A 25,846-nucleotide genomic window follows, 5' to 3' on the forward strand; every position below is an offset into this window, starting at 1 on the left:
TCGTGGGCTTCCGCTTTCTGGTCCTGCGGGAATGCCGCCGCATCCTCCGGCGCTCTCCCGCCACGGCGGCCATCCTGTTCCTGGTGCCCCTGGGATACCTGCTGCTGTTCGGGGATGTGTACCGTGCGGGTTCCCTGGCGGGCATCCCCCTGGTGATCCTGGACGAGGATGCCACCGCCCCCAGCCGGTCGCTGATCCGGGTCTTCGAGGACTCGGAAAAGTTCCGCCTGGTGGCCCAGGCTACGGGGCCGGAGGAGGTGGACCATCTCCTCCGAGAGGGGGAGGCCAAGGTTGCCCTGGTGATTCCCCGGGACTTCGCCAAGAGAATGAAACAGGGGCTCTCGACCCCCCTGCTCCTGGAGGCGGACTCCAGCAACCTGATCCACGCCAACGTGGCCCTCAAGTCCGGCCGGGAGATCGTGCAGAACTACTCCGCGGTCGTGGGGCAGCGCCTCGGCGAGTCCGTCGGCCGGCCCCCCCTGGAGTCCCTGAACCGGGGGTTTCCTGTGCGGATGCGCCTGCGGGTGTTGGGTAACCCCACCCTGTCCTACAAGAACTTCATCCTGTCGGGCATCGGGGTCAACGGGCTCCAGCTGGCCCTGTTCATCACGGCCTGCGTCGCCCTGAGCGACGAGCGGTTCCACCGGCCCGTCTGGCGGCGGGCCTCCGCGGGGACCATTGTGGCCGCCAAGCTGCTGCCCACCTGGCTCCTGGGGGTGTTCTCCCTGGGGGGGTACGTCCTGGCGGCGGGCCTCCTCTTCCGCCTTCCCTACCAGGGACGGTGGGGAGACCTGTTCCTCCTGGGCGGGGCCTTCTGCTTCGCCGTCACCGCCCTGGGTCTCTTCTTTTCCGCCCTCCTTCCCTCGAAGCTGCTGGCTCTCCAGCTGCCCATCCTGTACGTCATGCCGGGGTTCCTGTGCTGCGGCTACAGCTGGCCTCTCCTGGCCATGACCCCCGGGGTGTGCCTCCTGGCGGGGACCTTCCCCCTGAGCTACGTCGCCGTGAGCCTTCGGGACCTGACCCTGACGGGATATGCCCCGGAACTCTGGGGGCATGTCCGATCCCTGCTGGCCCTGGGGGGGAGTTTCTCCGTCGCGGCGTGTCTGGGCGTGGCCTGGAGGAAGCGTCTCCTGCCCCCGGGGGCTTCCCGCTGATGTGGGTGGACTGTTTTCTGCGGGAGACAAAGATCCTGTTTCTGCGGGACCCCCGCAGGGCGATGTTTCTCTTCGGGGCCTCCCTGGCATACCTGATCCTCTTCGGGGTTTTGTACGGTCCCGCACAGGTCCGGGGCATTCCCCTGGGGGTCCTGGACCAGGACCAGAGCGCCCTGAGCCGTTCCCTGACCCGGGCTTTCGGGGATTCGGAGCGCTTCGCCCTGTGCCACCAGGTGAGCACCGAGGAGGAGGCGGAGAGGCTGCTCCGGGAGCGTCGGGTCCAGGCTGTCCTGGTGATCCCTCCCCGGTTCGCCCGGAACGTGAAGGCAGGGCTCTCCTCCCCGGTGATGTGGATCGGCGACGGGAGCAACATCGCCGTGGCCGGTGCCGGAGGGATGGAGGCTCAGGAGATCCTGGAGGTCCTGGGAGCGGATCTGGGGGCGGACCAGGGGGCCTGGGGGGGAATCCCCCGAGACAAGGCCAGGGGCTGGTCCCACCCGGTGGAGCTTCGCCTGCGTCTGAGGGGAAACCCCACCCTCTCCTATCTGGAGTATTTCGTCATCGGCCTTGCCATGGCGGCCTTTCAGGAGGGAATCCTCCTGTCCGTGGGGGCCGCCTTTCTGGGGACGGGGAGACGGTCCGGAAGGGGGGCGGAGCCGGTGGGGGTGTGCTTTGCCGTGAAGCTCCTGCTTTACGGGGTCTGTTCCCTGGGAGCCTTCGCCCTGGCGCTGTTCGCGGGCAACCGGTTCTTCCCCATCCCCTTTTGGGGAAGCTGGGGTGCCGTCGGGGCGTTGGGGGCCTTCTTTTCCTTCGGAGTTGCCCTGTTTGCCGCCGCCGTGGCCTGCCGCATGGTCTCGGAGGTGAATTACACGCGGTTTGCCCTGGTCTACACCGTCCCCGCCTTCATCCTCTCCGGAGCCATCTGGCCTCGGGAGGCCATGGGGACGGTTTCCCGGGGACTCTCCTTCCTCTTCCCCCTGACCTGGATGGTGGATCCCCTGAGGCGTCTTCTCCTGTGGGGAAGCGACCCGGGTCTTGCCCACCATCTCCTGATCCTGGGGGGCATCGGCTTCCTGAGCCTGGGGACCCTGTTTCTTCCCGGGGGAGCCTTGGCGGGGGGGCTCCCTGGGGAGAGGCCTGGCGGGAGGGCGCCCCTGGGGGTTGGCAAGGAGGGGAAAACGTGCTAGTATCCCTTGTCGAGGCGGAGTGCTCGCTTCGGCAGAGCTGGAAGTTCCGTGGGAGACCCGCAAGCAAGGCCCTTCCGGAAACCCCGGGAGGGCCTTTTCTTTTAGGACCGCCATCTGGGAAAACGGGAATGGCACCGAGACGTTCCCGCTGCGGTCCCGGCACTCGGAAACAGAGAAAGAAAGGCAAGGTATGCGACCATGAGCAAGAAACTGGTGTACGTCTCCGGTTCCCCCTTCTGGATGACCCCCGAGGGGTCCTTCGAAGCGGTGGAACGGAGGAACGGTCGGATGATCGAACGGATCTACCTGCGCACCCCCCAGGGGCTTCACGCCCTGGGAGACAGCCCGATCGCCCTGGCGTAGGGAACCGTCCGCAGGACAGGATTCACAGACGCAAAGAAGACGAAGGGCGCCCCTAGGGGGGCGCCCTTCGTGCTGTTTTTTTACGCAACGGCGGTCAGGGGTGGCGGGGCCGGAAGCGACAACCCCTTTCCCCCTAGAGCTCGAAGGACCGTTGTTCCGGCGTCAGCAGGTGGATCTCCGTGCGGCCCCCGAGCAGGCTTTGGATCTGCTCCGCCAGGATCTGTGCCGCCCGCTCCAGGTCGGGAAGGCTCACGGGTTCCATGCCGTCCAGGTTGATGGCCACCTCTCGGGTGGCGGGGAGGATCTTGCTGACGTCACCGTTCTTCCAGCACCAGGCCCGGCAGAACACTTCGCCGCTGTCCGTGTCCAGGTAGACCACCTCCCCGGGACGGGGGTGTTCCGTCGCTTCGGGCTGCCCCAGGGGGCGGTAGGTCTCGTCCCCGGAGGCAAAGCGCAGGGCCAGGTTTCCCGTCACGACCTTCAGGTCGTCTCCCCCGCAGGGGATGCGGTGTTCCAGGCTGGCGCAGTTGAACAGGGCCACCAGGGGGTTCACGAAGGGAAGGGGCTTGCCCCCCCGGACGCGCTTCACCAGGTTGACCACCGAGGGGGGAAACTTCTTCGGGTTCAGTTCCAGGGCCCGGAAGGCCTCCATCCAGGCGGTCAGCCGGGGGTCCGCAAGGGGATCCCCCGGTTCGGACCGCAAGGCCTCCTCCAGACCCCGCAGGGTTGCCTCCAGTTCCGGGACTTCCCGGGCGTTGTCCAGGTCCCGAGCCACCACCACCGCCCGGCGGAAGCCCGGGAAGCGTTCGAACACCGCCGCATCCACCTCGTAGTTCATGGGGTAACCTCCTTGGGACCCGAAGGGGCCTGTCCCGATTCTACCCCCCCGGGGGTCGGGGCGCCTCAGGGGTTTGGCGGAGGGAAACCCTATGCTCACTATGGCCAAAAGCGTTGCGCCCCAAGGGGATCGGGGACACAATGGGTCGGATGGGATAGGTGTTAAATGATCCATTTCGAAGGAGGGGTTCCCGTGGGTGTGACGACGGCGTTGAGGCAAACGAGCATCCGGTTTCGGCTTCTGGCCCTGGTGGTCCTGTTGGGAGCCGCCCTCTTGGGGGTTTCGGCCTACCTGATCGGGGCGCTGCGGACGGCCAGCGCCGACACGGCGGTGCTGCACGATCGGGGTGCCCAGGGGATGCGGTGGGCCTTTGCCTCCATGGCTTCTGCCCAGAGTGGAGCCCTGGGGGTTTATCGCTCCCTGAACACCCTGGACCAGGAGGAGGCGGTTCGGCTGGCCCAGGGAGCGGTGGGGCAGGTCCGTTCCGCCCGGGATTCCCTGAGAAACTACGAGAAGACCCTCCCGAAGGGAGCGGATCGGGCGCCCCATGACCAGGCTGCCCAGGCCCTGGAGGGCATGGCTTCCGTGGCGGGGACCTTCGAGGAAATGGTGCGGTCCCAGACCCCCATGGAGGAGATCCGTGTGTTTCTCCGGGACAACGGGGCCGTCACCGCCCAGGCCCTGGCGGCCCTGGGTTCCCTGGCGGAGGCTTCGGAGAAGGACATGGCGTCCCTCAAGGCGCGGGTGGAGGCTGATTCGGGGGCGGCACGCACGGTGGCCCTGGGGGTGGTGGCTGCGGCCCTTCTTTTGGCCCTGGCCCTGGGATGGCTGGTGGTCCGTTCCATCACCGGTCCCATGGGGGAGATGGTGGCCAACCTGGAGCGGATCGCCTCGGAGCTGGACCTGACGTTCCGCAGCCGCGAAACCGCCCGGGACGAACTTGCCGCGGTCCGCGCCGCCCTGGCCCATCTATTCGATCAGTTCGAGGGGGCCATCCGTTCCGTGGGGCGCATCAGCCAGGAGATGAGCGGTCACGCCCAGACCTTCTCCGCCACGGCGGAGGAGGCCAACGCGGCGGTGGAGGAGGTGCGGTCCCAGGTGGACGTGACGGCGAGCCGCATCGAATCCCTGGCCTCTGGGACGGAAGAGGTGAACGCCAGCGTGGAGGAGGTTTCCGCGGGGGCCCAGACCGCGGCGGTGCGGAGCACCGAGGTGGCGGGGCAGGTGGAGGAGGCCCGGAGGGCGGGAGACCAGGGGCGCGAGGCCATGCACGAGGCGGTGGCCTCCGTGGCGGTCGTGGCCCGGGAGGCTCGGGCGTCCATGGGGCGGGTGCAGGAACTGGCGGGGCGCGCCCGGGACATCCAGGGCTTCGTGGGAGCCATCGGCCAGATCGCGGACCAGACGAACCTCCTGGCCCTGAACGCGGCCATCGAGGCGGCTCGGGCGGGAGAGGCGGGGCGAGGTTTCGCGGTGGTGGCGGAAGAGGTGCGCAAGCTGGCGGAGGAGAGCGGCGAGGCGGCGCGGAGCATCGCGGGCCTGGCCCAGGCCATCGCCCAGGACCTCCAGGACGTGGTGCGTTCCGTGGAGGCCAACGCCTCCGGGTCCGAGGGCGTCCAGGCCCTGACGGAAAGGGCCCGGGAGGCCATTGCCCTCATCGGGGAGCGGCTTGAAGCCATTGCCGCCGCCTCCCAGGACATGGCGGCGGTGTCCCAGGAACAGGCCGCCTCCAGCCAGGAAATCTCCTCGGTGGTGCAGGGCATGGCGGGACAGACCCAGGACGTGGCTCTTGCCTCCCAGTCGGTGCAGGGACAGATTCAGGAGGTCGCGGCGGTGGCGGAGCAGGTGGCGGTGGGTTCCGACGAGCTGGCGCGGCTGTCGGAAGCCCTGGACCGGGAAGTGCATCGGTTCCGCCTGCGCGCCGAAGGGGAGGAGGGGCTGCGGGCCCTTCCGTCCTCGTCTGCCCTGCGCGGGTTGGCTCCGGTGGGGGAGATGGGCTGAGGCGCCGGGGCGCGAGGAAGGGGGCGGAAAGGGATGGAACCACACGTCCCGTGGCACTATCATGGGAGGCAAGGGCTTCTTTGCTTTTCTACCCTTCCCCGAGGTGGTGGTGCGGGTCATGGTCCCTTCCTACGGCGTCCTGGTGGCGGAGGACGACCCCTGCATGGTACGGCTCTATCGAGGGTTTCTGGCGTCCTGCCCCGGTTTCGTCCTCCTGGGGACGGTGGACCGGGGGGAAGACCTGCTCCGGTGGTTCCGGGAGGGAAGGGGGGGAGACCTTCTGCTCCTGGACCTCTACCTGGTGGGGACCCACGGACTGGACGTCCTGATGGAGCTGCGGCGTCTTCGCGTGGAGGTGGACACCCTGGTGGTGTCCTCCGAAAACCGCCCCGAGGCGGTTCGGGAGGCCTTCCGTCTGGGAGCCTTCGACTATCTGGTGAAGCCCTTTGGGGCGGAGCGTCTGAAACAGTCCCTCCAGGCCTTTCGGGATTTTCGAGGACGCCTGGACGGATTCGAGGGGGGGCTTCTGCAGGAGCAGGTGGACGCCCTGCGGGAACGCGCCCCTTCTCCCGTCGAGGAGGGCCTCCCGAAGGGGCTGCATCCTGCCACCCTCCGATCCGTCCTGGCCTTCCTGGCTCGTGCCGCCAGTCTCTCCTCCGAGGAGGTGGGGGCGGAGCTGGGCCTGTCCCGAACCACCGCTCGGCGCTACCTGGAGTACCTGGCGTCCCAGGGTATGGCGGACCTGGTGCTGGACCATCGAGGCAGGGGGAGGCCCCTGCACCGTTACTGCCTGTCGGCCTCGTCGGACTGATCTCCCCGGCGAAACCATCAGGGAAGAGGTGATCTTCCTGCCCACGCGACGAAGAGTCTCCGCAAGTCCCGTGCCTAAGGTGCTGGACTTCCCCCTCATGGACCTCCTGCATTCCTGCCCCGATCCCATCTGGTGCATCCGGTTGCCGGACTTCAAGCTGGTCTTCCTCACCCTGGGGGCGGAACGGCTTCTGGGGATTCCCCTGGGAGAACTTCCCCTGCGCGCCAGCGTGGGGGAGCTGCTGGTCCCGGAGGACCTTCCCCTTTGGAAGCGCTTTCTCCAGGAGGCGCAGGAAAGGGGAGAGGCCCGGGCGGAGCTGCGGGTTCGCCGGGGGGACGGAGGAGAGGTCTGGCTGGACCTTCGGGGCGTGCTGACCCGGGACGAACGGGGGCAGCCCCGCTACCTGACGGGCATCGCCGTGGACGTCTCGGACCGGCGGCGGGCGGAGGACGCCCTGCGTCGCTCCGAAGCCCGCTGGCGCGCCGTCCTGAACAGCACCGGAGATGCCTTCCTCATGGCGGACCAGGGGGGGGCCATCACGGACTGCAACGAGGCCTTCCTGCGGCTGGGGGGGTACCGGAAGGAGGAGGTGCTGGGGCTGTCCCTCCGACGGGTGGTGCCGGAGGACCAGCTGGGCATCCTGGACTACCAGTGGCACCTGGGGGCCCTCCAGGGGCAATGCGACTACGAGGTGGACCTGCTTTGCCGGGACGGGACGCGGCTGCCCGTCTGGGTTCAGGCCGACCGGGTCCTTCAGGAGGGGGAACCTCCCCTGCTCTTTGCCTTCCTGAGGGACCTCTCCGCCAGCAGGAAGGTTCAGGAGGAGCAGAGACATCAAGTGGCCTTCCTGCGCACCCTTCTGGACACCATCCCCAGCCCCGTGTTCTACAAGGACGCCCAGGGCCGTTATCTGGGATGCAACCGGGCCTTTCTGGACCTGGTAGGGCGGGATCTGAAGGAGGTGGAGGGACGCACCGCCCAGGAGTTCCTGCCTGCCTCCCTTCTGCCCCAGGTGGTGCGTTCGGACATGGAACTGCTCCGGCACCCCGGGACCCTCTCCTTCGAGACTCCCTGGCAGGCGGGGAAGGGGGGAGAACGCCACTTCGTGGTGCAGAAGGCCTCCTTCGGGGACGAGAGGGAAGGTGTCCTGGGGTTCGTGGGGGTCATGGTGGAGATCACGGAGCGCAAACGCATGGAGGAGGATCTGCGGGAAGCCCGGGACCGGGCGGAATCCTCCTCGGAGGCCAAGATGGCCTTCCTGTCCCACATGAGCCACGAGATCCGAACCCCCATGAACGCCATCGTGGGGCTCTCGGAGCTGCTCCTGGAGGAGTGCCCTCACGACCCCCAACGGGAACAGCTGCGCCTGATCCGGGAGGCCTCGGGCTCCCTCATGGAGCTTCTGGGGGACATCCTGGACCTCTCCAAGATCGAGGCGGGGAGGCTGGAGCTGGACCACGAGCCCTTCGACCTGGAGGAGACCTGCAGAAGCGTCTGCTCCCTCCTGGGGATGGAGGCGAAGCGCAAGGGCCTCGTCTTCTCGTGGGACGTGGCCCCCTCCGCCCAAGGCTTTTTCCTGGGGGATTCGTTTCGCCTGCGCCAGGTCCTTTGGAACCTGGTGGGCAACGCGGTGAAGTTCACCGAACGGGGGAGGGTCCACGTGACCGCCTGGGGGGAGCAGGGGGAGGGTGGGGCACGCAAGGTCCACTTCCGGGTCCAGGACACGGGGATCGGGATTCTCCCCGTCAACCTGGAGCGGATCTTCGAGTACTTCAGCCAGGGGGAGACCCTGCTGCATCGCCGCTTTCCCGGCACGGGGCTGGGGCTTTCCATCTCCCGTCACCTGGTTCGGGCCATGGGAGGGGAGATCCTCGTGGCCAGCGAACCGGGGGCGGGAAGCGTCTTCTCCTTCTCCCTGGTCCTGTCCCCCGCCCCGGAGGGAGTCCGGTCCGGCCGACCCGGGGACGAGGGGAGCGCCCCCCTGCCCGAAGGGGTCCGGGTCCTCCTGGCGGAGGACAACCCCGCCAACCGGAAGCTCATGGCGGCGCTCCTGGGGCGTCTGCACTGGCAGATCCGGGAGGCGGCCACGGGGGAGGAGGCGCTGCGCCTCTTCGTCCGAACCCCCTTCGACCTGGTGCTCCTGGACATCCAGATGCCCGAACTGGACGGCCTGGAGGTGGCTCGTCGCATCCGTGCCCTGGAGAAGGCTCGGAGCGCGGGGCGGGTCCTGCTGGTGGCCCTGACCGCCTTTGCCACCAAGGAGGACCGGCGCCGCTGCCTGGAGGTGGGGATGGACGAGTACCTTCCCAAGCCCGTGACTCCGGTGGAGCTGCGGCGCACCCTGGGAGGGCTGCTCTCCCGTCGCGCTTCCTCCGAGGAGGAACCGGAACCTCGGGGGGAGGGGAGGGGGACCTCCGTCACGGACCTGGAGGTCCTGCGGGCCATGACGGAGGGGGACGAGGAGCTGATGCGGGAGTTCGTGGAGGAGTTCCTCCAGTCCCTGCCGGAGCAGCGGGCGGTCCTGGACCGGGCGTATCGGGACCAGGACGAGGGAGAGACGGCCTATGTCCTCCATCGGCTCAAAGGAGGCGCCTCCTATCTGGGGGGGCGGGAGATGGAGTCCCTCTCCGCGGACCTGATGACCCTGTACCGGGCAGGGCGAGGGGAGGAGGCCCGTCCCCGCATCCCCGAGCTGCTGGGTCTGCTGGCCCGGGCAGAGGAGGAGCTTCGGGAGGAGATGGAGGTGGCCCTGTCCGGAGCCCCAAGCCTTCGGGAGGGCGTTGACGGAGAGAAGTTGCCGCAGTAGGGTCTAGGGGTTCCGTTCTCGGGGCGGGGTGAAAGTCCCCACCGGCGGTATCCCGGAGTTCTCCGGGGAGCCCGCGAGCGCCCTTCCGCCAGGAAGGGGCCAGCAGATCTGGTGAGAGGCCAGGGCCGACGGTCACAGTCCGGAGGGTAGAGAGAGGAGGAAGGCTCATGCGTTCCCTGTTGGCCTCCCGGTTCGGCGGCCCCGCCGAACGGGTGGAGAGGGCCCTGGAGGCCCTTCGTTGCGGCACCGGCATCCTCGTCACCGACGACGAGGACCGGGAGAACGAATCGGATCTCATCTTCCCGGCTTCGTCCCTCACGGTTCCCCAAATGGCCCTGCTCATCCGGGAGTGCAGCGGCATCGTGTGTCTCTGCCTCACGGAGGAGAAGGCCCGTTCCCTGGACCTGCCTCCCATGGTGCGTCGCAACACCAGCCCCTACGGCACCGCCTTCACCGAGTCGGTCGAGGCGGCGGAGGGGGTCACCACGGGGGTGTCTGCGGCGGATCGGGTGCGCACGGTGCAGGCGGCGGTCCGTCCCGGAGCGGTCCCGGAGGACCTGCGGCGGCCGGGGCACGTGTTTCCCCTGGTGGCAAGGGCCGGGGGGGTGCTCCAGAGGCGGGGACACACGGAGGCCACGGTGGACCTGATGACCTTGGCGGGGTTGGAGCCCTTCGGGGTGCTCTGCGAGCTGACCAACCCCGACGGGACCATGGCCCGGCTGCCCGAGGCGGTAGTCTTCGCCCGGGAGCATCGCTTTCCCCTGGTGACGGTGGAGGACCTGGCGGCCTACCGGGTTTCCCCGAGGGAAGGGGTCTGCGTCTAGGTCCCGAAGGTCGGCGGCGCGGGAGAACGGACGACGCAGGGGAGGGGCGTAAAGCCCCTCCCCTGCGTCGTTTCGCGAAGGGTCAGGGGCGAAGTCCCAGGCGTTCCGCCGTGGAGCGCAGGGTCACGTAGGCCCCCGCATCGGGCCCTTCGGAGGCCAGCCAGGCCGTCACGGCGATGCGGGGTGCCGGGTCCCGGTAGGTGGCGAACCGATGCCCGTAGAGGGGGGAGGAGGGGCCGAAACGGTCGTTGCTTCGGGGGGACCGGGACCACCCCTGGGTCTTCAAAAGGGGGTTGAGGTCCGGGTCGTGCCCCTCCCGGTCGAAGCGGAACCCTACCAGCCGGTCCCCCTCCAGGAGCAGGTCCGCGGTGGGGTAGCCCAGGACGGTCATGCCCAGGGCCTCCCCGGTCTCCCCGGGTGATCCCAGGAGGGTCTCCACCTCGGCCCGGGACATGCCCCACTGGGGAAAGCCCCGGGGCAGAAAGGGGGTCTCCGCGCCCCCGTCGCTCCAGACGAAGCCCCCGTAGGCCCCTCCGGGGAGGGCGGCTTCCACCTTCTCCCGGGGCAGGGGGAGGTCGGCGTCGAAGGTGTCCGTGGCAAACAGGGGAACGGCCTGGAGGACCCCCAGGAGGGACGCAAGCAACAGGATCCGTCTGAGAGCGTGCACGGCGAAGCCTCCTCGCAAGGGACGGGGGGATTGCGTCTTCTCCCTCTCTCGTCCATGATGCGGTCAATTCTAGCGCAGGGAGGGATTCCATGTGGGGGAATCCATGGGATGAGGGGGGAGGGCAGGCCTCCCGGCGGGGTCGGGCTACGGACCCCCTGGAGGGGTGGCGGCTCTTCGACGTGACCCAGGAGATGGACGCCTTCCGCTTCCCCGGCAACCCGGGGCTGGAGGTGCGGGGGCCCTTCAGCCGGGTGGAGGGAAAGACGCGGGAGTACGTGTACGACCTGTCCTTCTGCTCCCAGACGGGCACCCATGTCCAGGGGGGGCACTATTTCCTGGAAGAGGGATCGCGCATCGAGGCCTACCCGTTGGAGTCCTTCGCCGGACCCTGCGCGGTGGTGGACCTGACCCGGCGGGGGGAGGACACGGAGGCGGAGGACCTGGAGTCCCTCCTGAGGGAGGAGGACTTCTCCTGTCCCGCCCTGGTGTTCCGTACCGGTCACATGGAGGAGGTGCTGGCCTCGGGACGGTTGGACCCGGAGAGGCGCCCGGGGCTGTCCCTCCGGGCGGCCCGGTACCTCACGGAGCGGGGCACCCGACTGGTGGGCATCGACTCGGTGGGGCTGGAGTCCCGCCGCAGCCGGTCCTTCGAGGTGTGCCGCCACTTCGGACGGGAGGGGGTGCTGCTCCTGGAGGGACTGGTGGGGCTGGAAGCCCTGAAGGGGCGGTATGGATTCCTTCAGGCCTTTCCCCTGAAGATCCGGGGGGTGGAGGGGACCCCCTGTCGGGCGGTGGTGTGGCAGCGGGAGGAGCCCCTCGGGGCGGGGGAAGGAAACGCCTCCCGTCCCGGAGCTGGAGGAGAGGGGATGGGGACATGAGCGCGACGAACGTTCCCGGGGAGGCCCGGTTCCCCCGGAAGGGGGCGGATCCCGTTCCTTCGGAGACGGTGCGGCGACTGGAGGGGATTTTGCGGGAAGCGGGGGCGGACTTCGTCCTGTTCTATCGGCAGATCCCCACCCGCTCCGCCGCTGAAGGGGCCGCGGCCTTCCGCATCGAGCCGGGGCAGACCGCCCCGGCCCTGGTGCTGGAGGCGGAGGGACGTCCCCTGGTCTGGATCGCCTCGGGGGGGAGGGGAAGGCTGGATCTGGAGGAGGCGGCCCGGATCCTGGGGGTCTCTTCGGTTCGCCTGGCCTCTCCCGGAAGGGCGAAGGAGGTCACGGGGTTTGTCGTGGGTTCCCTGCCCCTTCTGCCCCACGATCTTCCCTGCGTGGTGGACGAAGAGCTGCTGCGGTACCCCCGGGTGTACGGAGGCACCGGCGACCCTTTGTGGACCCTCGCGGTGGCGCCGGAGGCTCTCCTGCGCCTCAACCGGGTGGTGGCCCGACACCCCGCCCGAGAGGGCGGCGGGACGGTGGAGCAGGGGCTGCCCCTGGAGGCCTATCTGGCCACGGGGACGGAGGAGGACCGGGCCCTCTACCGGGGTTTCCGGGAGCGGATCCGGGCCTCGGAGGCGTTCCGGGAGCGGGTGCTGCGAGCGGGGATCTTGCCGGACCTGGAGGTTTATGCGGAGCTGTTCTGTCCGGACTGCGCCGTCCTGGTGCCGTATCTGGAGGAGGTGGCCGCATGGCGCCCCGAGGCGTCTCTCCGGTTTTTTCCCCGGGAGGGAAACGAGGAGCGGCTTTGTGCCCTTTCCGGGGAGGCGCGCATCCCCACGGTGGTGGCCCGGGGACGGGGCGGATCCCGGGGCGAGGTCTTCCTGGAACGTCCCCGGGTCGTCCGGGAGCTGCTTGCTGCCGCCTCGGGGGAAGAGACGCTGCGGATCGTCTCGGTCTACCGAAACGGTGCCTTCGCCACCGCCCTGGAGGAGGAGCTGGGGGATCTCTTGACGGGGGAGAAGGGGGAGAGGGGATGACCCGCCTTTCCTTTCCCGCTTTCCGGACCCTGGCGGATCGGTTGGCGGACGAGCTGCCCCCGGACCTCACCCGGAACCTCAACGGGGGGATCCTGGCGGTGCCCAAGCGGGTGAAGCGGGGAGGCTACTGGATCCTGGGGGAGTACGTGGAGGACCTGATGGGGCGAACCGTCTACCTCTACCACGGGTCCTTCCGGGAGCTGTTTGCCGGGGAGCCACGGGAGGTCTGGGAGGAGGAGATCCGGGAGACCCTGATGCACGAGCTGACCCACCACCTGGAGGCCCTGGCGGGAGTGGACGATCTGGGACAGGCGGAGGAAGAGGAGTTCGGTCCCCTCTAGAGGCGGGGGGAGACGCCGCGGCGCCTCCCCCCGCCTGGGCGACCTAACGGACCCGGTCGGGGAACCACTTGCGGAAGAGGCGTTCCCTCTCCCGGCGCACCACCTGGTCCACCAGCTCCTTCAGGTCCCAGGACACGTCCCGGGGCAGGGTGATCCCGAAGTGCTCCCGGGTCAGGAGGGCCTCCAGGGCGTCGAAGCCGGGGTGTTCCTTCACCAGTTCCCACGCCACGGGGCTGTCGATGACCAGGGCGTCCACCGCCCCGCTCTCCAGGGCTCGGACCACCTCGGGCCAGGAGGGGAAGGAGACGATCTGGCTGTGCTTCAGCTTGCCCCGGGCGGCCTGCTCGTTGGTGGCTCCCCGGGTGACCCCCACAGCCCGTCCCTTCAGGTCCATGAGGCGGAGGATCCCCGTCTCCCTGCGGGTCACCACCATCTGGCCGCTCTCGAAGTAGCTGTCCGAGAAGGTGACCCGCTCGATGCGCTCAGGAAGTTTCGTGGCGGTGGTGACCAGAAAGTCGAAGCCTTCGAAGGACCCTGCCGTCCAGGTTCCCGTGACGGTCCCCGGCTCCCCGTTCCCCCAGGGGACCGGGACCAGCTCCGGGCGGACCCCCATGGCCTGGCACAGGGCCGTCGCCAGGTCCGCGTCGAAGCCCTCCACCCGGCCGCCCCGCCAGAAGTGGAACACCCCCACGTCGTTCTTCTCCACCCCGATGCGGGCCGTTCCGCGGCGGCGCAGATCCTCCAGGGAGAGGGATGGGTTGTGGTCCAGGCGGAACAGGGTCTGTCCCAGGGAGGAGGACCCCTTCTCCACCCGTTGGAGCCGTTCCTCGATGGCCTCCGCCGCTCCGGACTGTTCCTGGAGCCCCGCGTCCGTCCGGCGGAGCCGCTCCGCCTGGTCGGAGACCCGCTCCGTCACGGTCTGCACCGCCTGGGTCATCTCCCGGGCCGCCTCGGCCTGTTCCTGGGCGGATCGGGAGGCGCTGCCCAGGGAGTCCAGGACCTCCTCCACCGCTCCCAGGACCCGGTCCAGACTCTGGCGGGTCAGCTCGGCCTTCTCGTCCGTGGCCTCCACCCGCACCCGGGCGTCCTCCATGCGGTCCACCGCCACCTGGGCCAGGTCCCGGCTGGAGGCGGCGAGCTTGCCGATCTCCTCCGCCGCCCTGGTGGAGGCCTCCGCCAGGGGTGCGCACCTCCTCCGCCACCACGGAGAAGCCCGACCGTGTTCCCCCGCCCGGGCGGCCTCGATGGAGGCGTTGAGGGCCAGGAGGTTGGTCTGCTTGGCCAGGTTTCGGATGGTGTCGGTGATCTGGACGATGTGGTCGGACACGCCCTTCATGTCCTCGATGGCCTCCGCCACCCCTCGGGTGGACTGGGCCACCAGGCGCACCGCCTCCACGGTGGAGGTGACCAGCTCCTGGTCCTTCCGGGCCTCCTCCTGGATGCCCCTGCCCTGGTCGGCCACCCTTCCCAGGGTCCGGGCGGAGGCCTCGGTGTTCTCGGTGTTCCGGGTCAGATGGGTCTGGAGTTCCTGTGCCAGGGCGGCCACGTCGTCCCCCGCCCGGGCCACCTGCCCCGTCTCTTCCCCGATGGCCTGCATGGAGCGGAAGATGTAGCGGCAGGCCCCCTGCACGTCCTCCCAGGCCGATGCCAGCTGCAGGGCCAGACGCTTCGCCTCGGAGAAGCCGGGGCCCTCGCCGATTCCCGGAGTGGAGGTTCGGGAAGCCAGAGCCAGGGGGGCGTCTTGCCCCTTTTGTCCGGCCTCAGGACGGTTCAGGAACGCCAGGACCGCCCCCATGCTTCCCCCCGTCAGGATCAGGGAGACCAGGTAACGGAACGGGTCCAGCCCGGACAACCCCCAGGCCGCCGAGGCCCCTCCCACGAGGATCCCCGTTCCCGCTACCCATAAGGTTCGCTGTGTGCCTGTGTTCATCGAGTCGATTCCTCCTGTTCAGAAACATCAGAGTTCTATCAGGGGGAGAGTAGAGGAAATGGGGCAAGACCACAAGGCCCCTTCCGCCGGGGAAGGGGCCTTGTGGCAAGGGAAGGACGGCTTCCGGGGAGGGGGTCAGAGGCTCTTGCCGGGGAACCACTTGCGGAAGAGGTGCTCCCTCTCCCGGCGCACCACCTGGTCCACCAGCTCCTTCAGGTCCCAGGACACGTCCCGGGGCAGGGTGATGCCGAAGTGTTCCTGGGTGAGCCGGGTTTCCAGGTAGGTCCATTGGGGGTGTCGGTCCGTCATCCCCCATGCCACGGGGCCGTCCACCACCAGGGCGTCCACCTTGCCCGCCTCCAGGGCCTGCTCCACGTCCCGGGCAGAAGGAAGGGGGACGATCCGGCTGTGCTTCAGCTTGCCCCGGGCGGCCTGTTCGCTGGTGGCCCCCCGGGTGACCCCCACCGCCCGTTCCTTCAGATCCAGGAGGGAGGAAAGCCCCCTGTCCCGGGGGACCACCACCAGCTGGCCGCTCTCGAAGTAGCTGTCCGAGAGGGTGACCCGCTCGATGCGCTCCGGCAGTTTGGTCACCGCGGTGACCAGGAGGTCGAAACCCTGGAAGGACCCCGCCGACCAGGTTCCCGTGATGGTCCCCGGTTCTCCGTTGCCCCAGGGGATGGGAACCCATTCGGGGCGGACCCCTGTGGCCTGGGCCAGGGCAAGTCCCAGGTCCGCGTCGAAGCCCGCCACCCGCCCGTCTCGCCAGAAGTGGAACACCCCGAAATCCCCCTGCTCGATGCCCATGCGGATCGTACCGCGGCACCGCAGGTCCTCCAGGGAGAGGGCTCCGGGGGACTGGCGGAAGAGCTGTCCCGTGAGGGTGCGGGAGGCTCCCTCCACCCCCTGAAGGCGCTGGTGGATGGTTTCGGTGATGCCGGACTGTTCCTGGAGCTTCGTGTCCGTCCGGCGGAGCCGCTCCGCCTGGTCGGAGACCCGCTCCGTCACGGTATGCACCGCCCGGGTCATCTCCCGGGCCGCCTCGGCCTGTTCCTGGGCGGACCGGGAGGCGCTGCCCAGGGAGTCCAGGACCTCCTCCACCGCTCCCAGGACCCGGTCCAGACTCTGGCGGGTCAGCTCGGCCTTCTCGTCCGTGGCCTCCACCCGCACCCGGGCGTCCTCCATGCGGTCCACCGCCACCTGGGCCAGGTCCCGGCTGGAGGCGGCGAGCTTGCCGATCTCCTCCGCCGCCCTGGTGGAGGCCTCCGCCAGGGTGCGCACCTCCTCCGCCACCACGGAGAAGCCCCGACCGTGTTCCCCCGCCCGGGCGGCCTCGATGGAGGCGTTGAGGGCCAGGAGGTTGGTCTGCTTGGCCAGGTTTCGGATGGTGTCGGTGATCTGGACGATGTGGTCGGACACGCCCTTCATGTCCTCGATGGCCTCCGCCACCCCTCGGGTGGACTGGGCCACCAGGCGCACCGCCTCCACGGTGGAGGTGACCAGCTCCTGGTCCTTCCGGGCCTCCTCCTGGATGCCCCTGCCCTGGTCGGCCACCCTTCCCAGGGTCCGGGCGGAGGCCTCGGTGTTCTCGGTGTTCCGGGTCAGATGGGTCTGGAGTTCCTGTGCCAGGGCGGCCACGTCGTCCCCCGCCCGGGCCACCTGCCCCGTCTCTTCCCCGATGGCCTGCATGGAGCGGAAGATGTAGCGGCAGGCCCCCTGCACGTCCTCCCAGGCCGATGCCAGCTGCAGGGCCAGACGCTTCGCCTCGGAGGAACCCGAGGGGACTTGGGCCGGCTGTGGCGGGCGTTCCTCCCCCTCCGCAGGGTGGGGGAGGGTCCGCAGTCCCGCCGAGGCCCCTCCCAGGGCGGCCAGGACGATCCCCGCCCCTCCCGCCGCCAGCCGCGGAAACGTGGGATTCTGGGCGACCCAGAACCCCAGCGCCGTGGCTGTCCCGATTCCGGTGCACAGGCCGTACCCCCACAGACGTCCCGATCCTTCCATGTCCTTCTCCCCCTCTGGTCGAAACCATGCTGAAAAGGAACAAATAATCACAGAACAGCCCTTTTCGGAACGTACCACAGAAACAACCCTAAAACAAGTTACAGATCGGTGGAAAATGGAAGGAGCCTAATGTACCGGCGTTGTTGTGCCCCCTTCCGGGGGGGCGTACCATGAATTCGTTAGGGGGTGGTGGGGTGCAGAGGCGGTCGGTGAGCCGACTGGAGCCGGGGATGTGCCTGGCGGTGGACGTGTTGCGCAACGACGGGGTGCTCCTCCTGAAGGCCGGGGTGCCCCTCTCGGAGCAGCAGATCCAGTCCCTGGACGGGGTGGTCCACGCGGTGTACGTCCGGAGGGAAGGGTTTGACGATGTGCTCTCCCGGGCGGTGGTGCCCGACGAGACCGCCCGGTTCGATCTGGTGCGGCGCCTGGAGGGGATCTACTGTTTTCTCTACGAGAAGTACGTGGAGCGGGCGGACCGGGGAGAGAGGGAACGGATCGCGCCTCCCCGAGGGGCGGGGGGCGGCGCGGTGGAATTCCGGGATCTGATGCAGGTGGACCAGGCTTTGCGGCACTGTGCCCGCTCGATCCTGGAGGACGTGCGGGATCGGCGCTATGCTCTGCTCTCCTTCGACCTCCCTGCGCCGAAACACAACTCCCTCTACGTGTTCGAGCACGCGGTGCAGTCCGCTATCCTGGCCGCCCGGGTCCTGGAGAACAGCTACCGGGAGGGGAGCTTCCATTACGTGGAGGATCGGGGGGGGCACCGGGAGCATCGGGAACACCCCTTCGACGAAAAACGTTTCGAGGACCTGCTCGCGGGCATCCTCCTGTGCGAGGGGGGGATGCTTTCCATCCCCCGGGAGGTGCTGGCCGTGCCGATCTTCTCCCCGGAGGACCGGGCGAAGTACCTTTACCCTCATCCCCGGGTGAGCCGGGAGATGGCCCGTCTGCTTCCCTCCCTGTCCCCCCTGGCGGGGGCGGTGGTGGCGAACCACCACGAACGGCGGGACGGGCAGGGCTACCCCAGGGGCTCCACGGACCACCACCCCTTCGTGGACGCGGCGATCCTGGCGACCACCTTCGACGCCCTGGTGTCCAGCCGCCCCCAGCGACCGGGCATGGGGACGGCGAAGGACGACAAGGCCTGCCACCCCGCGGAGGCACTGGAGCGGCTCTTCGCTCTGGCGGCGGAGGGGGCGGTGCACGGGGGCATCCTGGAGGAGCTGGCCCGGTACGTGGTGCCCTACCCCTTCGGCACCACCCTGGTGCTCTCCAACGGGGACGTGGGGCTGGTGGTGGACTGCACCGATCGGGTGGACCCGGCGCGGCGGCAGCGTCCCCTGGTGCGGTGCTCCCAGAACATCCGGACCGGCCGCAGGGAGGGGCTCTGGGAAGTGGACCTGGCCTCCCGGACGGACCTGACGGTGCAAAGCGCCATCTACGCCTGACGGGGCCCCGGGAATGTCGCAACAGGAAGAATCTTTCGTCGCGGGATTTTCGGGGCCCCTTGGGCTATGCTGTACTCCCCTGAGTGGGGCGAACCAAAAGACGAAGGGGAGAAGAGAATGAAAGACACGCTCTATGTGGTGGGACACCGCAACCCCGACACGGATTCCATCGCCTCCGCCATCGCCTACGCGGAGCTGAAGCGTCGCCTGGGGCATGAGGCGGTGCCCTGCCGTCTGGGGGACCTGAACCCCGAGACGGCCCATGTCCTCAAGACCTTCGGTTTCCCGGAACCCCTGCTTCTGGAGACGGTGCGGCCTCGGGTGGAGGACCTGGACCTGGATCCCCCCATCCCCGTCTCCCCGGAGTGCTCTCTGAAGGTGGCCTGGAACCTCATGAAGCGCCACGGCGCCAAGACCCTGCCTGTGGTGGACGACCACGAGCGGCTCCTGGGGGTGGCGACCCTGTCGGACCTGACGGAGCGGTACATGGACAGCCTGGACGCGGGGGGGCTGGCGGCGGGGCAGACCCCTTGGACCAACCTGGCGGAGACCCTCACCGCCCGGGTGGAGGTGGGGGACCTGTCCGGCCGGGTGGAGGGCAAGGTGGTGGTGGCCGCCATGACCCCGGATCGGATGGGGGAGTTCGTGGAGCCCCGGGACCTGGTCCTGGTGGGCAACCGGAGGGAGAACCAGCTCCGGGCCCTGGAGCTGGGCGCTTCCTGCCTGGTGGTCACCGGGGGCGGGGACGTGGAGCCGGAGGTCCGATCCGCCGCCGAGGCGGCGGGGTGCCGGGTCCTGGTGGCTCCCTGCGACACCTTCACCGCCGCTAGGCTGGTGAACCTGAGCCTCCCGGTGCGCCACGTCATGACCTCCCGGGAGCTGGTGGTCTTCGACCTGGACGACTTCGTGGACGACATCCGGGACGCCATGCTGCGTACCCGGTACCGAAGCTACCCCGTGGTGGATTCCCGCAACCGGGTCCAGGGCTTCGTGGCCCGATACCACCTCATCTCCCGAAAGCGCAAGAAGGTGGTGCTGGTGGACCACAACGAGCGGGCCCAGTCCGTCCCGGGCATCGAGGAGGCGGAGGTACTGGAGATCCTGGACCACCACCGGGTGGGGGACATCCAGACCGGATCCCCCATCCTCTTCCGCAACGAGCCCCTGGGCAGCACCGCCACCCTGGTGTGCTCCCTCTACGAGGAGAACGGACTCCGGCCCACGGGCCCCGTGGCGGGGCTTCTCTGCGCCGCCGTCCTCTCCGACACCCTGCGGTTCAAGTCCCCCACCTCCACCCCCCTGGACCGCATGGCGGCGGAACGCATGGGGGAGATGGCGGGCATCCGGGATCTGGACGCCTTCGCGGCGGAACTCTTCCGGGCCGCCTCCTCCCTGGAGGGCAAGAAACCCGAGGACCTGCTCCAGCAGGACCTGAAGGAGTACGCCTTGGGGGACTGGTCCGCCGCGGTGGGGCAACTGGTGGTGGCGGAGTCCGCCCTCTCCCCGTCCCTTCGGGAGGAGCTGGCTCGGGCCATGGAGGACCTGTGCGGGCGCCGGGGCTACGGCCTGGTGGCGCTGATGCTCACGGATCCCCTGGACGAATCCTCCCGGGTCCTGGCGGCGGGGGAGCAGCGGGACCTCCTCTTCCGGGCCTTCGGCCAGACTCCCTCTCCCGAGGGGGTCCGGCTTCCCGGGGTGATGTCCCGGAAAAAACAGCTCCTTCCCGCCCTGGTGCGGGCCCTGGAGGAGGAGTAGCTACTCCCCCAGGACCTTCACCACCACCCGCTTCCGCCTCTGTCCGTCGAACTCCGCGTAGAACACCTGCTCCCAGGGGCCCAGATCCAGCCGCCCCTCCGTGACGGGCAGCACCGCCTGGTGGTGGGTCAGGATGCGCTTGAGGTGGGCGTCCCCGTTGTCCTCCCCCGTGCGGTGGTGGAGGTACCCCGGGTCCTCCGGGGCGAGGCGCTCCAGCCAGTCCAGGATGTCCTGATGCAGCCCCGGTTCGTGGTCGTTCACCAGGATCCCCGAGGTGATGTGCATGGCCGAGACCAGCATCATCCCCTCCCGGATGCCGCTGCGTTCCAGGATTCCCTCAAGGGCCGGGGTGAGGTGCACCAGCTCCTTCCTTCGGGACGTGTCCATCCACAGGTACTCCGTGTGGCTCTTCATGGGGAATCATCCCTCCCTTCCTGCCCCCAGTATGCCCCAAGCCCGGGGGGGTGGGGCGTAGAATGACCCCGAAGGGAAGGGGGAGGGGACGTCATGGGTTGGACCGTGCGGGAGACCACCGATGGGGTGGATTGGGACGAGGCGGCGGAGCTGGTGGAGCGGGCCCCCCTGGGGACCCGGGACCCCAGGGATCTGCGGGCCGCCTTCGAGGCCAGCGCCCACGTGTGCTTCGTTTACGGGGAGGGGCGGCTGCTGGGGCTGGGGCGCGCCCTTTCCGACGGGGTCTGGCAGGGAGGGATCTACGACGTCTGCGTACTCCCGGAGGCCCAGGGGGCCGGGGTGGGGCGTGCGGTGGTGTCCGCCCTTCTTTCCCGCATGGAGGGGCTCACGGTGATCCTCTTCGCCTCCCCGGGGAAGGAGCCGTTTTACGAACGCCTGGGCTTCCGGCGCATGAAGACGGGCATGGGGCGGTTCGCTCGCTATGAGGAGCGTCGGGAACAGGGGTACGTGGAGTAGCGTCCTGTCTCTTTTCCCCTCTCTGGGGTAAAATGGACCCTGTCCCTGCGGGGACCTAAGGGAGTAGCTCACGAGGCCGGATCAACAGGCTGGCGCCTTCGGGCGCCTGGTCCGGCCGCCGCGATTTCGAGTCGGCGAGCGAGACTTAGCATGGTGTCGCCATGCGAAGTCTCGCTTTTTGTTGCCCCGCGGGGCGGGAGGGGAGAGAAGACCATGAACTGGACCTTGGCGACGGTGCTCGGGCTGAGCCTGTCCATGGACGCCTTCGCGGTGTCCTGTGCCATCCCCCTGTGTCGCGTCCGGCTGACCCGGAGGGATACCCTTCGGGTGGCGGGGTGTTTCGGCTTCTTCCAGGGACTCATGCCCCTGCTGGGCTGGATCCTGGCGGCCCGGTTCGCGGATCTGCTCCGCCCCCTGGACCACTGGGTGGCCTTCGGGCTCCTGCTCTTCGTGGGGGGCAAGATGGTCCGGGAGGGCCGGGGGAAAAAGGAGGACTGTCCTGTGGGGGAGGGGGATCCCACCCGGGGGCGCCTGTTGCTCCTGCTGGCCCTGGGAACCAGCATTGATGCCCTGGCGGTGGGGGTGAGCTTCTTGGGCATGCCCGTGCGGGTCCTGCCCACGGCGGGGGTCATCGGAGGGATCACCTTCCTGGTCTGTCTGGGGGGGCTGCTGGCCTCCGGACGGTTCTTCCGCGGACAGAGCGGACGCTTCGAGGTCCTGGGCGGGGTGGTCCTGGTGGGCATCGGCCTGAAGATCCTCCTGGACCATCTTTGTCGGGGCATCTGACGTGCGGGGTGGCGGAAAGGCCCGGGGGCTCGTATGATGGGTCCTATGATGAATAGTCAATGCAGATGCACCGTTCTCCTGCGCCCTCTTCTTCTGGTCCTGTTCCTCTCGGGTTTTCTCCTTCCCCATCCCGCCTCTGCGGAGCCCCAGGGACAGCTTCTCTACACCCTCCACATCCCCTTCGAAGTGGGTGCCCCTGCGGAGGTCCGTCTTCCCGACGGTTCCGCCGTCCCCTGCGGCAAGGTGCGGGTTCTCCCCTGGAAGACCAAGTATCCCGGCTTCACCGCCAGCCGCTACGGGGTGGGGGGAGAGGTGGTGGCCACCGCCGCCAACGCCCACCACTTCCTCATCGACGTGGAGGGAAACCGCGGACGGACCTTGAGCCTCATCCCCACCGCCACCTTCGTGGCCACCGCCGGACTGGGGTCCTGCCTGGTGGTGGAGGGCACCGGGGGCATGGGTCTCTGGGGACGCTACGCCCCCACGGTGGGTTCCCCGGTGTACGTGATCAACGCCATCGGAAGCCGCATCCGCTTCCGCTCCCCCGACCTCCTCAAGGTGGCCAAGGCCCTGGAGGTGGAGGTCTTCGTACCGGAGACGGCGGTGGACTACCTGCAGATCGAAAACCGCGTGGGAGGCAGGGCTTGGTATCACGACGGCTCGGGGGACCACCTCTTCGGCCTGGTGGATCGCCCCGTCTCCGGGACGGGACGCTTCTCCGGAACCCTCTACCAGGACGCGAGTCGGGTTCGGGCCAATCACCTGGGGGTCCTCTGCGTCAGCACCACCCCGGCGGGGGACATCGGGGGGTTCCAGATCGTCCCCCGCAACCACACCTTCAGCCCGGAGCTTCAGGAAACCCAGCGGATGAATCAGTGGCTGATCCTTCGGGGGCCGGACTTCGAGGACCTGACGGGGAAGTTCCCCTTCTTCTCCGGAGCGGTGCGCCCCGCGGACCGGGAAGTCGCGGAAGGCGCCCACCAGGGGTGGGTGCTCTGCCGGGAGGGGGCGGGCCCCTGGGTTCCCCTTCCGGTGGTCTCCGACCGGACGGAGGACGGCCTGGCGAAGGTGACGGAGCTGCGCATCCTGCTGCACTGACCCCCTTCCGGGGGAAAGCGACGAGAGAGGGGGAGGCCCGAAGGCCTCCCCCTCTCTCGTCTGGGACCTCAGCGGGCCCGATAGGTCAGGGTCTTTCCGGGAAAGAGGGAGGGCGGGGTCTGAGTGGCCAGCACCAGGCTCTGCTCGTCCAGGTCCAGGTGGCGAAGCCGCACGGGGAAGGGGAAGTCCCGGAAGTCCAGAAGGGGCTGGGCCTTCTCGAGGGCCTCCTTCACCAGGGCCATGTCCGTGTCCGCGTTGTTCACCGAGACCTGGTAGTCCTCCATGCGCAGCCGGTCGCGCTCCTGGATCTCCAGGCGGCTTCGGATCTCCACCAGGGCGGAGACCGCCCCGGTGGAGAAGCGGGCGGAGGCGGTAAAGCCTCCGGGGCGCAGGTCCAGGTGCAGGTCCTTCCACTGGGAGTTTCCGGAGGAGAGGGTCGCCCCCAGGAGGAAGTCGTTCAGGTCCTTCTCCGTGACCCGTCCCTCGAAGTAGCCCTGCACCGCCGACTTCACCCCCAGGTTCCCCGGTTCGGGAGCCCCCCCAGGGTTTGAGGGAGCGTCCTTCTCCTCCTGAAGCTGCACAAAGAGGGCCTCCACCCGAAGACGGTCGATGCGGACCCCCCCCTGGCGAACGCCCCGCGCCTCGAAGAAGAGCCGTCGGACCCGGCCCGACTCGTCGGGGCTGCCGTCCAGGGTCAGGTCCAGGCTTTCCGGTTTCAGGGCCGTCACCAGTCCGCGAAGCAGGCGGACCTCCGGGGCGGTCCCCTCCACCGTCCCGACGAAGCTCTTCCCGCCCTCCGGTTCCTTTTCTCCGGCCAGGCAGCCCGGCACGCCGGACAGGGAAAGGACCCCCACCGCCAGGGCCAGCAGGAGGCGCCCCAAGGAACGGCTTCCGCCCTCGTCCTTCCGTGTCCTTCTGTTCCCCGTGCTTTCCTTCATGGGACACCACCTCCGAAATCTGCTGTGATTCCCCGGTTCGTCCGCAAACGGAGGAGCGTCGTTTCGGGGAAGGACGCATCATCAGACTACCATCCCCCGGAAGGGGTGTCAGCGGAGGGTGCCCTGCCTCGGCTCCCCTCTGATCGGGAGGTGCATTTGTCCCCTTCCTAAGAAAATTTGTTTCTTGCGTCCCAGACTTCGGAGGTTGGTCCGCAGCAGGGGATGCAGCTTTTCTTTCTTGGGGTTTTGTCCGGTTTGACCTCTAGGGATGTCTTCCGGTGCCCCGGTTCGCCGAGGTCCTCGGATCCCTCACTCTTGACGAGGGTTCGGGGAGTGCGTATCTTATGTCCCATTGATATCTGAAATATCTAAGAAGCGCCCAAACTCAGTTTCTAAAATCCCTTCAGCTAAATCGCTCCCACGACGTTTCTGGATCGCAGAAGGAGATTGTGGGAATTTTTTTAAGCTAATGTCCCGCAACGGAGGTTTTTTTTAGGTTTATCCGGGACGAATGGGCGAGGCTCTCCCCTTTCACGCGCCCCTTTCCGAGGGGCCGCCTGTGTTTTGCGGGATGTAAGGGATTCACACGCTTTGACGGATGCCTCCTTTGGTCTGCGAATAAAGTATCACATACAAAGAGAGGCGGTTTCTTCCGGGGCGACGTCCCAAGGTCGGTCGCCCCCTTCATTTGCGAACGTTGAGGAGGGATGCGGGGGAGGGGATTGTTTCTTTGCGGGCCTGGGGTGATCCGGGAGGAAGGAAGCTCGGGACGGGGCAGAAGCCCTGTCGGTTTGGGAAGGAGAGGACGGTTTTCATGAAGAAAGGCATGTTTGCGAAGCTCGCCCTGACGGCGATGGCTGCGGTGTTCTGTATGGCCCCTGCGGTGCAGGCCGCGGAACTCACCCTGAAGTTCGCGGGGCAGTACCCCGCCGACCACCCCGGCACGAAGCTCATGCAGGCGGTGGCCAAGGAGATCGGCCAGAAGACCAAGGGGCGCATCGAGATCAAGGTCTTCCCGGGCAACCAGCTGGGAGACTATACCCTGGTCTACGAGGAACTCATCCGGGGCACCATCGACATGTCCCTCACCTCCGTGCCCAGCCAGTTCGACCCCCGGCTGGAGCTGATGTACATCAACGGCTACGTCACGGGCTACGATTCCGCCAAGAAGGCCTTCAACCCCAACGGGTGGCTCTTCAAGAAGATGGACGAACTCAACAGCCGTCTGGGCGTGAAGCTGCTGGGCTTCTACGTGGAGGGCATGATCGGCACCGGTACCACCAAGCCCGCCAAGGATCCCCTCAACCCGAAGGTGAACAAGGGCATCCTCTGCCGGGTCCCCAACATGGACGTGTACAAGCTGGGTGCTGAGGCTCAGGGCTACCGCACCGTCACCATCCCCTACGCGGACGTGTACCAGTCCATGCAGACCGGGGTCTGCGACGGCGTGAACGGCTTCGCCACCACCGCTGCCCTCACCGCCCTGGGCGACGTCCTGAAGTACTGGTACGCCACCAACTACTCCATGGAGTGCATCAACTTCATGATGAGCAAGAAGACCTGGGACAAGATCAAGCCGGCGGACCAGAAGATCGTGGCCGAGGCGCTGACCCGGGCCACCATGAAGAGCATCGACGAGGCCAAGGCCCTGGACGAGCAGTCCATGAAGGCCATGGAGAAGAAGGGCATCAAGGTCTTCCGCTACTCCGAGGCCCAGCTCGTCCCCATCGCCAAGGCGGTCGCCGCCAGCTGGCCCAAGCTGGAGGGCAAGATGACCAAGGAGCTGATCTCCGAGTTCCGCAAGAACCTGGCGCCGAAATAGACCCCGAGCCCCGCTTAGGGACCCGAGGCGGGAGACCCGTTCTCCCCGAAGGGCCGTGGGCGTTCCCGGGCGTGTGCCCGGGAGCGCCCGGCCTTTGCGACGAAAGATCCGCGCCGGTCTCCCGGAACTAAGGAAGGAAGTGTGTATTCGTGTCCGAGCAAGTGGAAGCGATGGATACCCCGTCCTGCGACTCCTGCGGAACGGTCTGTTCCCCGGCACCCCACCGTCCGAAGAACCCCG

The 25,846-nt window shown here is 68.2% G+C and carries 22 protein-coding genes and 1 riboswitch; of the genes, 16 read left to right on the plus strand and 6 right to left on the minus strand.

Annotated features, from left to right (window positions below; translation table 11 throughout):
* The first annotated feature begins 2 nt into the window (after nt 1–2).
* From APAU_RS03575 to APAU_RS13520, 3 genes are all read left to right on the plus strand, one after another.
* Complete coding sequence (locus APAU_RS03575) at nt 3–1,154, plus strand: ABC transporter permease (RefSeq protein WP_006300319.1); 1,152 nt, start codon at nt 3–5, stop codon at nt 1,152–1,154.
* On the plus strand, nt 1,154–2,341 hold the full coding sequence (locus APAU_RS03580) for an ABC transporter permease (protein ID WP_006300320.1): 1,188 nt from the start codon (nt 1,154–1,156) through the stop codon (nt 2,339–2,341). Before APAU_RS03575 ends, APAU_RS03580 begins: the two co-directional genes overlap by 1 nt.
* A 198-nt stretch (nt 2,342–2,539) precedes the next feature.
* On the plus strand, nt 2,540–2,704 hold the full coding sequence (locus APAU_RS13520; RefSeq protein WP_006300321.1) for a hypothetical protein: 165 nt from the start codon (nt 2,540–2,542) through the stop codon (nt 2,702–2,704).
* A 133-nt stretch (nt 2,705–2,837) separates the two neighbouring features.
* Here APAU_RS13520 and APAU_RS03585 read toward each other — a convergent pair whose 3' ends face one another.
* The gene (locus APAU_RS03585) at nt 2,838–3,542 is read right to left on the minus strand and encodes a B3/B4 domain-containing protein (RefSeq protein WP_006300322.1); all 705 of its coding nucleotides are present in this window, start codon (nt 3,540–3,542) and stop codon (nt 2,838–2,840) included.
* A gap of 192 nt (nt 3,543–3,734) precedes the next feature.
* Here APAU_RS03585 and APAU_RS14580 point away from each other — a divergent pair, with 192 nt between their 5' ends.
* The 4 genes from APAU_RS14580 (at nt 3,735) to ribB (ending at nt 9,981) form a co-directional block, all read left to right on the plus strand.
* On the plus strand, nt 3,735–5,540 hold the full coding sequence (locus APAU_RS14580; RefSeq protein ID WP_006300323.1) for a methyl-accepting chemotaxis protein: 1,806 nt from the start codon (nt 3,735–3,737) through the stop codon (nt 5,538–5,540).
* A gap of 61 nt (nt 5,541–5,601) precedes the next feature.
* Entirely contained in the window at nt 5,602–6,351 is a 750-nt protein-coding gene (locus APAU_RS03595) for a response regulator (protein ID WP_006300324.1), read from the plus strand.
* Between the two features lie 70 nt (nt 6,352–6,421).
* The gene (locus APAU_RS03600; RefSeq protein ID WP_232207754.1) at nt 6,422–9,157 is read left to right on the plus strand and encodes a PAS domain-containing sensor histidine kinase; all 2,736 of its coding nucleotides are present in this window, start codon (nt 6,422–6,424) and stop codon (nt 9,155–9,157) included.
* Nucleotides 9,158–9,167: 10 nt separating this feature from the next.
* Nucleotides 9,168–9,316: riboswitch (FMN riboswitch) on the plus strand.
* A gap of 8 nt (nt 9,317–9,324) precedes the next feature.
* Complete coding sequence (ribB, locus tag APAU_RS03605) at nt 9,325–9,981, plus strand: 3,4-dihydroxy-2-butanone-4-phosphate synthase (RefSeq protein WP_006300326.1); 657 nt, start codon at nt 9,325–9,327, stop codon at nt 9,979–9,981.
* A gap of 82 nt (nt 9,982–10,063) precedes the next feature.
* On the opposite strand, the gene APAU_RS03610 is transcribed toward ribB, so the two are convergent.
* Nucleotides 10,064–10,648 (minus strand): hypothetical protein, encoded by a 585-nt coding sequence (locus tag APAU_RS03610; RefSeq protein WP_006300327.1) that lies wholly within the window; start codon nt 10,646–10,648, stop codon nt 10,064–10,066.
* Between the two features lie 89 nt (nt 10,649–10,737).
* Here APAU_RS03610 and APAU_RS03615 point away from each other — a divergent pair, with 89 nt between their 5' ends.
* Genes APAU_RS03615 through APAU_RS03625 form a run of 3 tightly spaced genes read left to right on the plus strand, consistent with a single transcriptional unit; the run spans nt 10,738 to nt 12,901 of the window.
* Entirely contained in the window at nt 10,738–11,526 is a 789-nt protein-coding gene (locus tag APAU_RS03615; protein WP_006300328.1) for a cyclase family protein, read from the plus strand.
* Entirely contained in the window at nt 11,523–12,560 is a 1,038-nt protein-coding gene (locus tag APAU_RS12490) for a thioredoxin family protein (protein ID WP_006300330.1), read from the plus strand. The genes APAU_RS03615 and APAU_RS12490 overlap by 4 nt, the downstream gene beginning before the upstream one ends.
* Nucleotides 12,557–12,901, plus strand: a complete 345-nt coding sequence (locus tag APAU_RS03625) for a metallopeptidase family protein (RefSeq protein ID WP_006300332.1) — start codon at nt 12,557–12,559, stop codon at nt 12,899–12,901. Before APAU_RS12490 ends, APAU_RS03625 begins: the two co-directional genes overlap by 4 nt.
* A gap of 43 nt (nt 12,902–12,944) precedes the next feature.
* On the opposite strand, the gene APAU_RS03630 is transcribed toward APAU_RS03625, so the two are convergent.
* Both APAU_RS03630 and APAU_RS14585 read right to left on the minus strand, forming a co-directional pair.
* Complete coding sequence (locus APAU_RS03630) at nt 12,945–14,831, minus strand: methyl-accepting chemotaxis protein (RefSeq protein WP_050792463.1); 1,887 nt, start codon at nt 14,829–14,831, stop codon at nt 12,945–12,947.
* Between the two features lie 135 nt (nt 14,832–14,966).
* Entirely contained in the window at nt 14,967–16,829 is a 1,863-nt protein-coding gene (locus APAU_RS14585) for a methyl-accepting chemotaxis protein (protein WP_006300335.1), read from the minus strand.
* A 194-nt stretch (nt 16,830–17,023) separates the two neighbouring features.
* On the opposite strand from APAU_RS14585, the gene APAU_RS03640 reads away from it, so the two are divergent.
* Together APAU_RS03640 and APAU_RS03645 are read left to right on the plus strand one after the other, a co-directional pair.
* Nucleotides 17,024–18,277, plus strand: coding sequence for an HD-GYP domain-containing protein (locus tag APAU_RS03640; RefSeq protein WP_006300336.1), 1,254 nt, complete (start codon nt 17,024–17,026; stop codon nt 18,275–18,277).
* 117 nt (nt 18,278–18,394) lie between these two features.
* Entirely contained in the window at nt 18,395–20,032 is a 1,638-nt protein-coding gene (locus tag APAU_RS03645) for a putative manganese-dependent inorganic diphosphatase (protein ID WP_006300337.1), read from the plus strand.
* On the opposite strand, the gene APAU_RS03650 is transcribed toward APAU_RS03645, so the two are convergent.
* Nucleotides 20,033–20,446 carry a secondary thiamine-phosphate synthase enzyme YjbQ gene (locus tag APAU_RS03650; RefSeq protein ID WP_006300338.1) on the minus strand — a complete coding sequence of 138 codons (414 nt, stop codon included), beginning with the start codon at nt 20,444–20,446 and terminating at the stop codon, nt 20,033–20,035.
* A 93-nt stretch (nt 20,447–20,539) separates the two neighbouring features.
* Here APAU_RS03650 and APAU_RS03655 point away from each other — a divergent pair, with 93 nt between their 5' ends.
* From APAU_RS03655 to APAU_RS03665, 3 genes are all read left to right on the plus strand, one after another.
* Complete coding sequence (locus APAU_RS03655) at nt 20,540–20,962, plus strand: GNAT family N-acetyltransferase (protein WP_006300339.1); 423 nt, start codon at nt 20,540–20,542, stop codon at nt 20,960–20,962.
* Nucleotides 20,963–21,175: 213 nt separating this feature from the next.
* Nucleotides 21,176–21,748, plus strand: coding sequence for a manganese efflux pump MntP (locus APAU_RS03660; RefSeq protein ID WP_006300340.1), 573 nt, complete (start codon nt 21,176–21,178; stop codon nt 21,746–21,748).
* A 48-nt stretch (nt 21,749–21,796) separates the two neighbouring features.
* Nucleotides 21,797–22,846 (plus strand): hypothetical protein, encoded by a 1,050-nt coding sequence (locus APAU_RS03665; protein ID WP_156789423.1) that lies wholly within the window; start codon nt 21,797–21,799, stop codon nt 22,844–22,846.
* Between the two features lie 68 nt (nt 22,847–22,914).
* On the opposite strand, the gene APAU_RS03670 is transcribed toward APAU_RS03665, so the two are convergent.
* Complete coding sequence (locus APAU_RS03670; protein ID WP_006300342.1) at nt 22,915–23,784, minus strand: LmeA family phospholipid-binding protein; 870 nt, start codon at nt 23,782–23,784, stop codon at nt 22,915–22,917.
* Between the two features lie 814 nt (nt 23,785–24,598).
* Here APAU_RS03670 and dctP point away from each other — a divergent pair.
* On the plus strand, nt 24,599–25,606 hold the full coding sequence (dctP, locus tag APAU_RS03675; protein WP_006300343.1) for a TRAP transporter substrate-binding protein DctP: 1,008 nt from the start codon (nt 24,599–24,601) through the stop codon (nt 25,604–25,606).
* The last annotated feature ends 240 nt before the right edge of the window (nt 25,607–25,846 follow it).

Origin of the sequence: Aminomonas paucivorans DSM 12260 (assembly GCF_000165795.1) — a bacterium.
GTDB classification, from domain to species: domain Bacteria; phylum Synergistota; class Synergistia; order Synergistales; family Synergistaceae; genus Aminomonas; species Aminomonas paucivorans.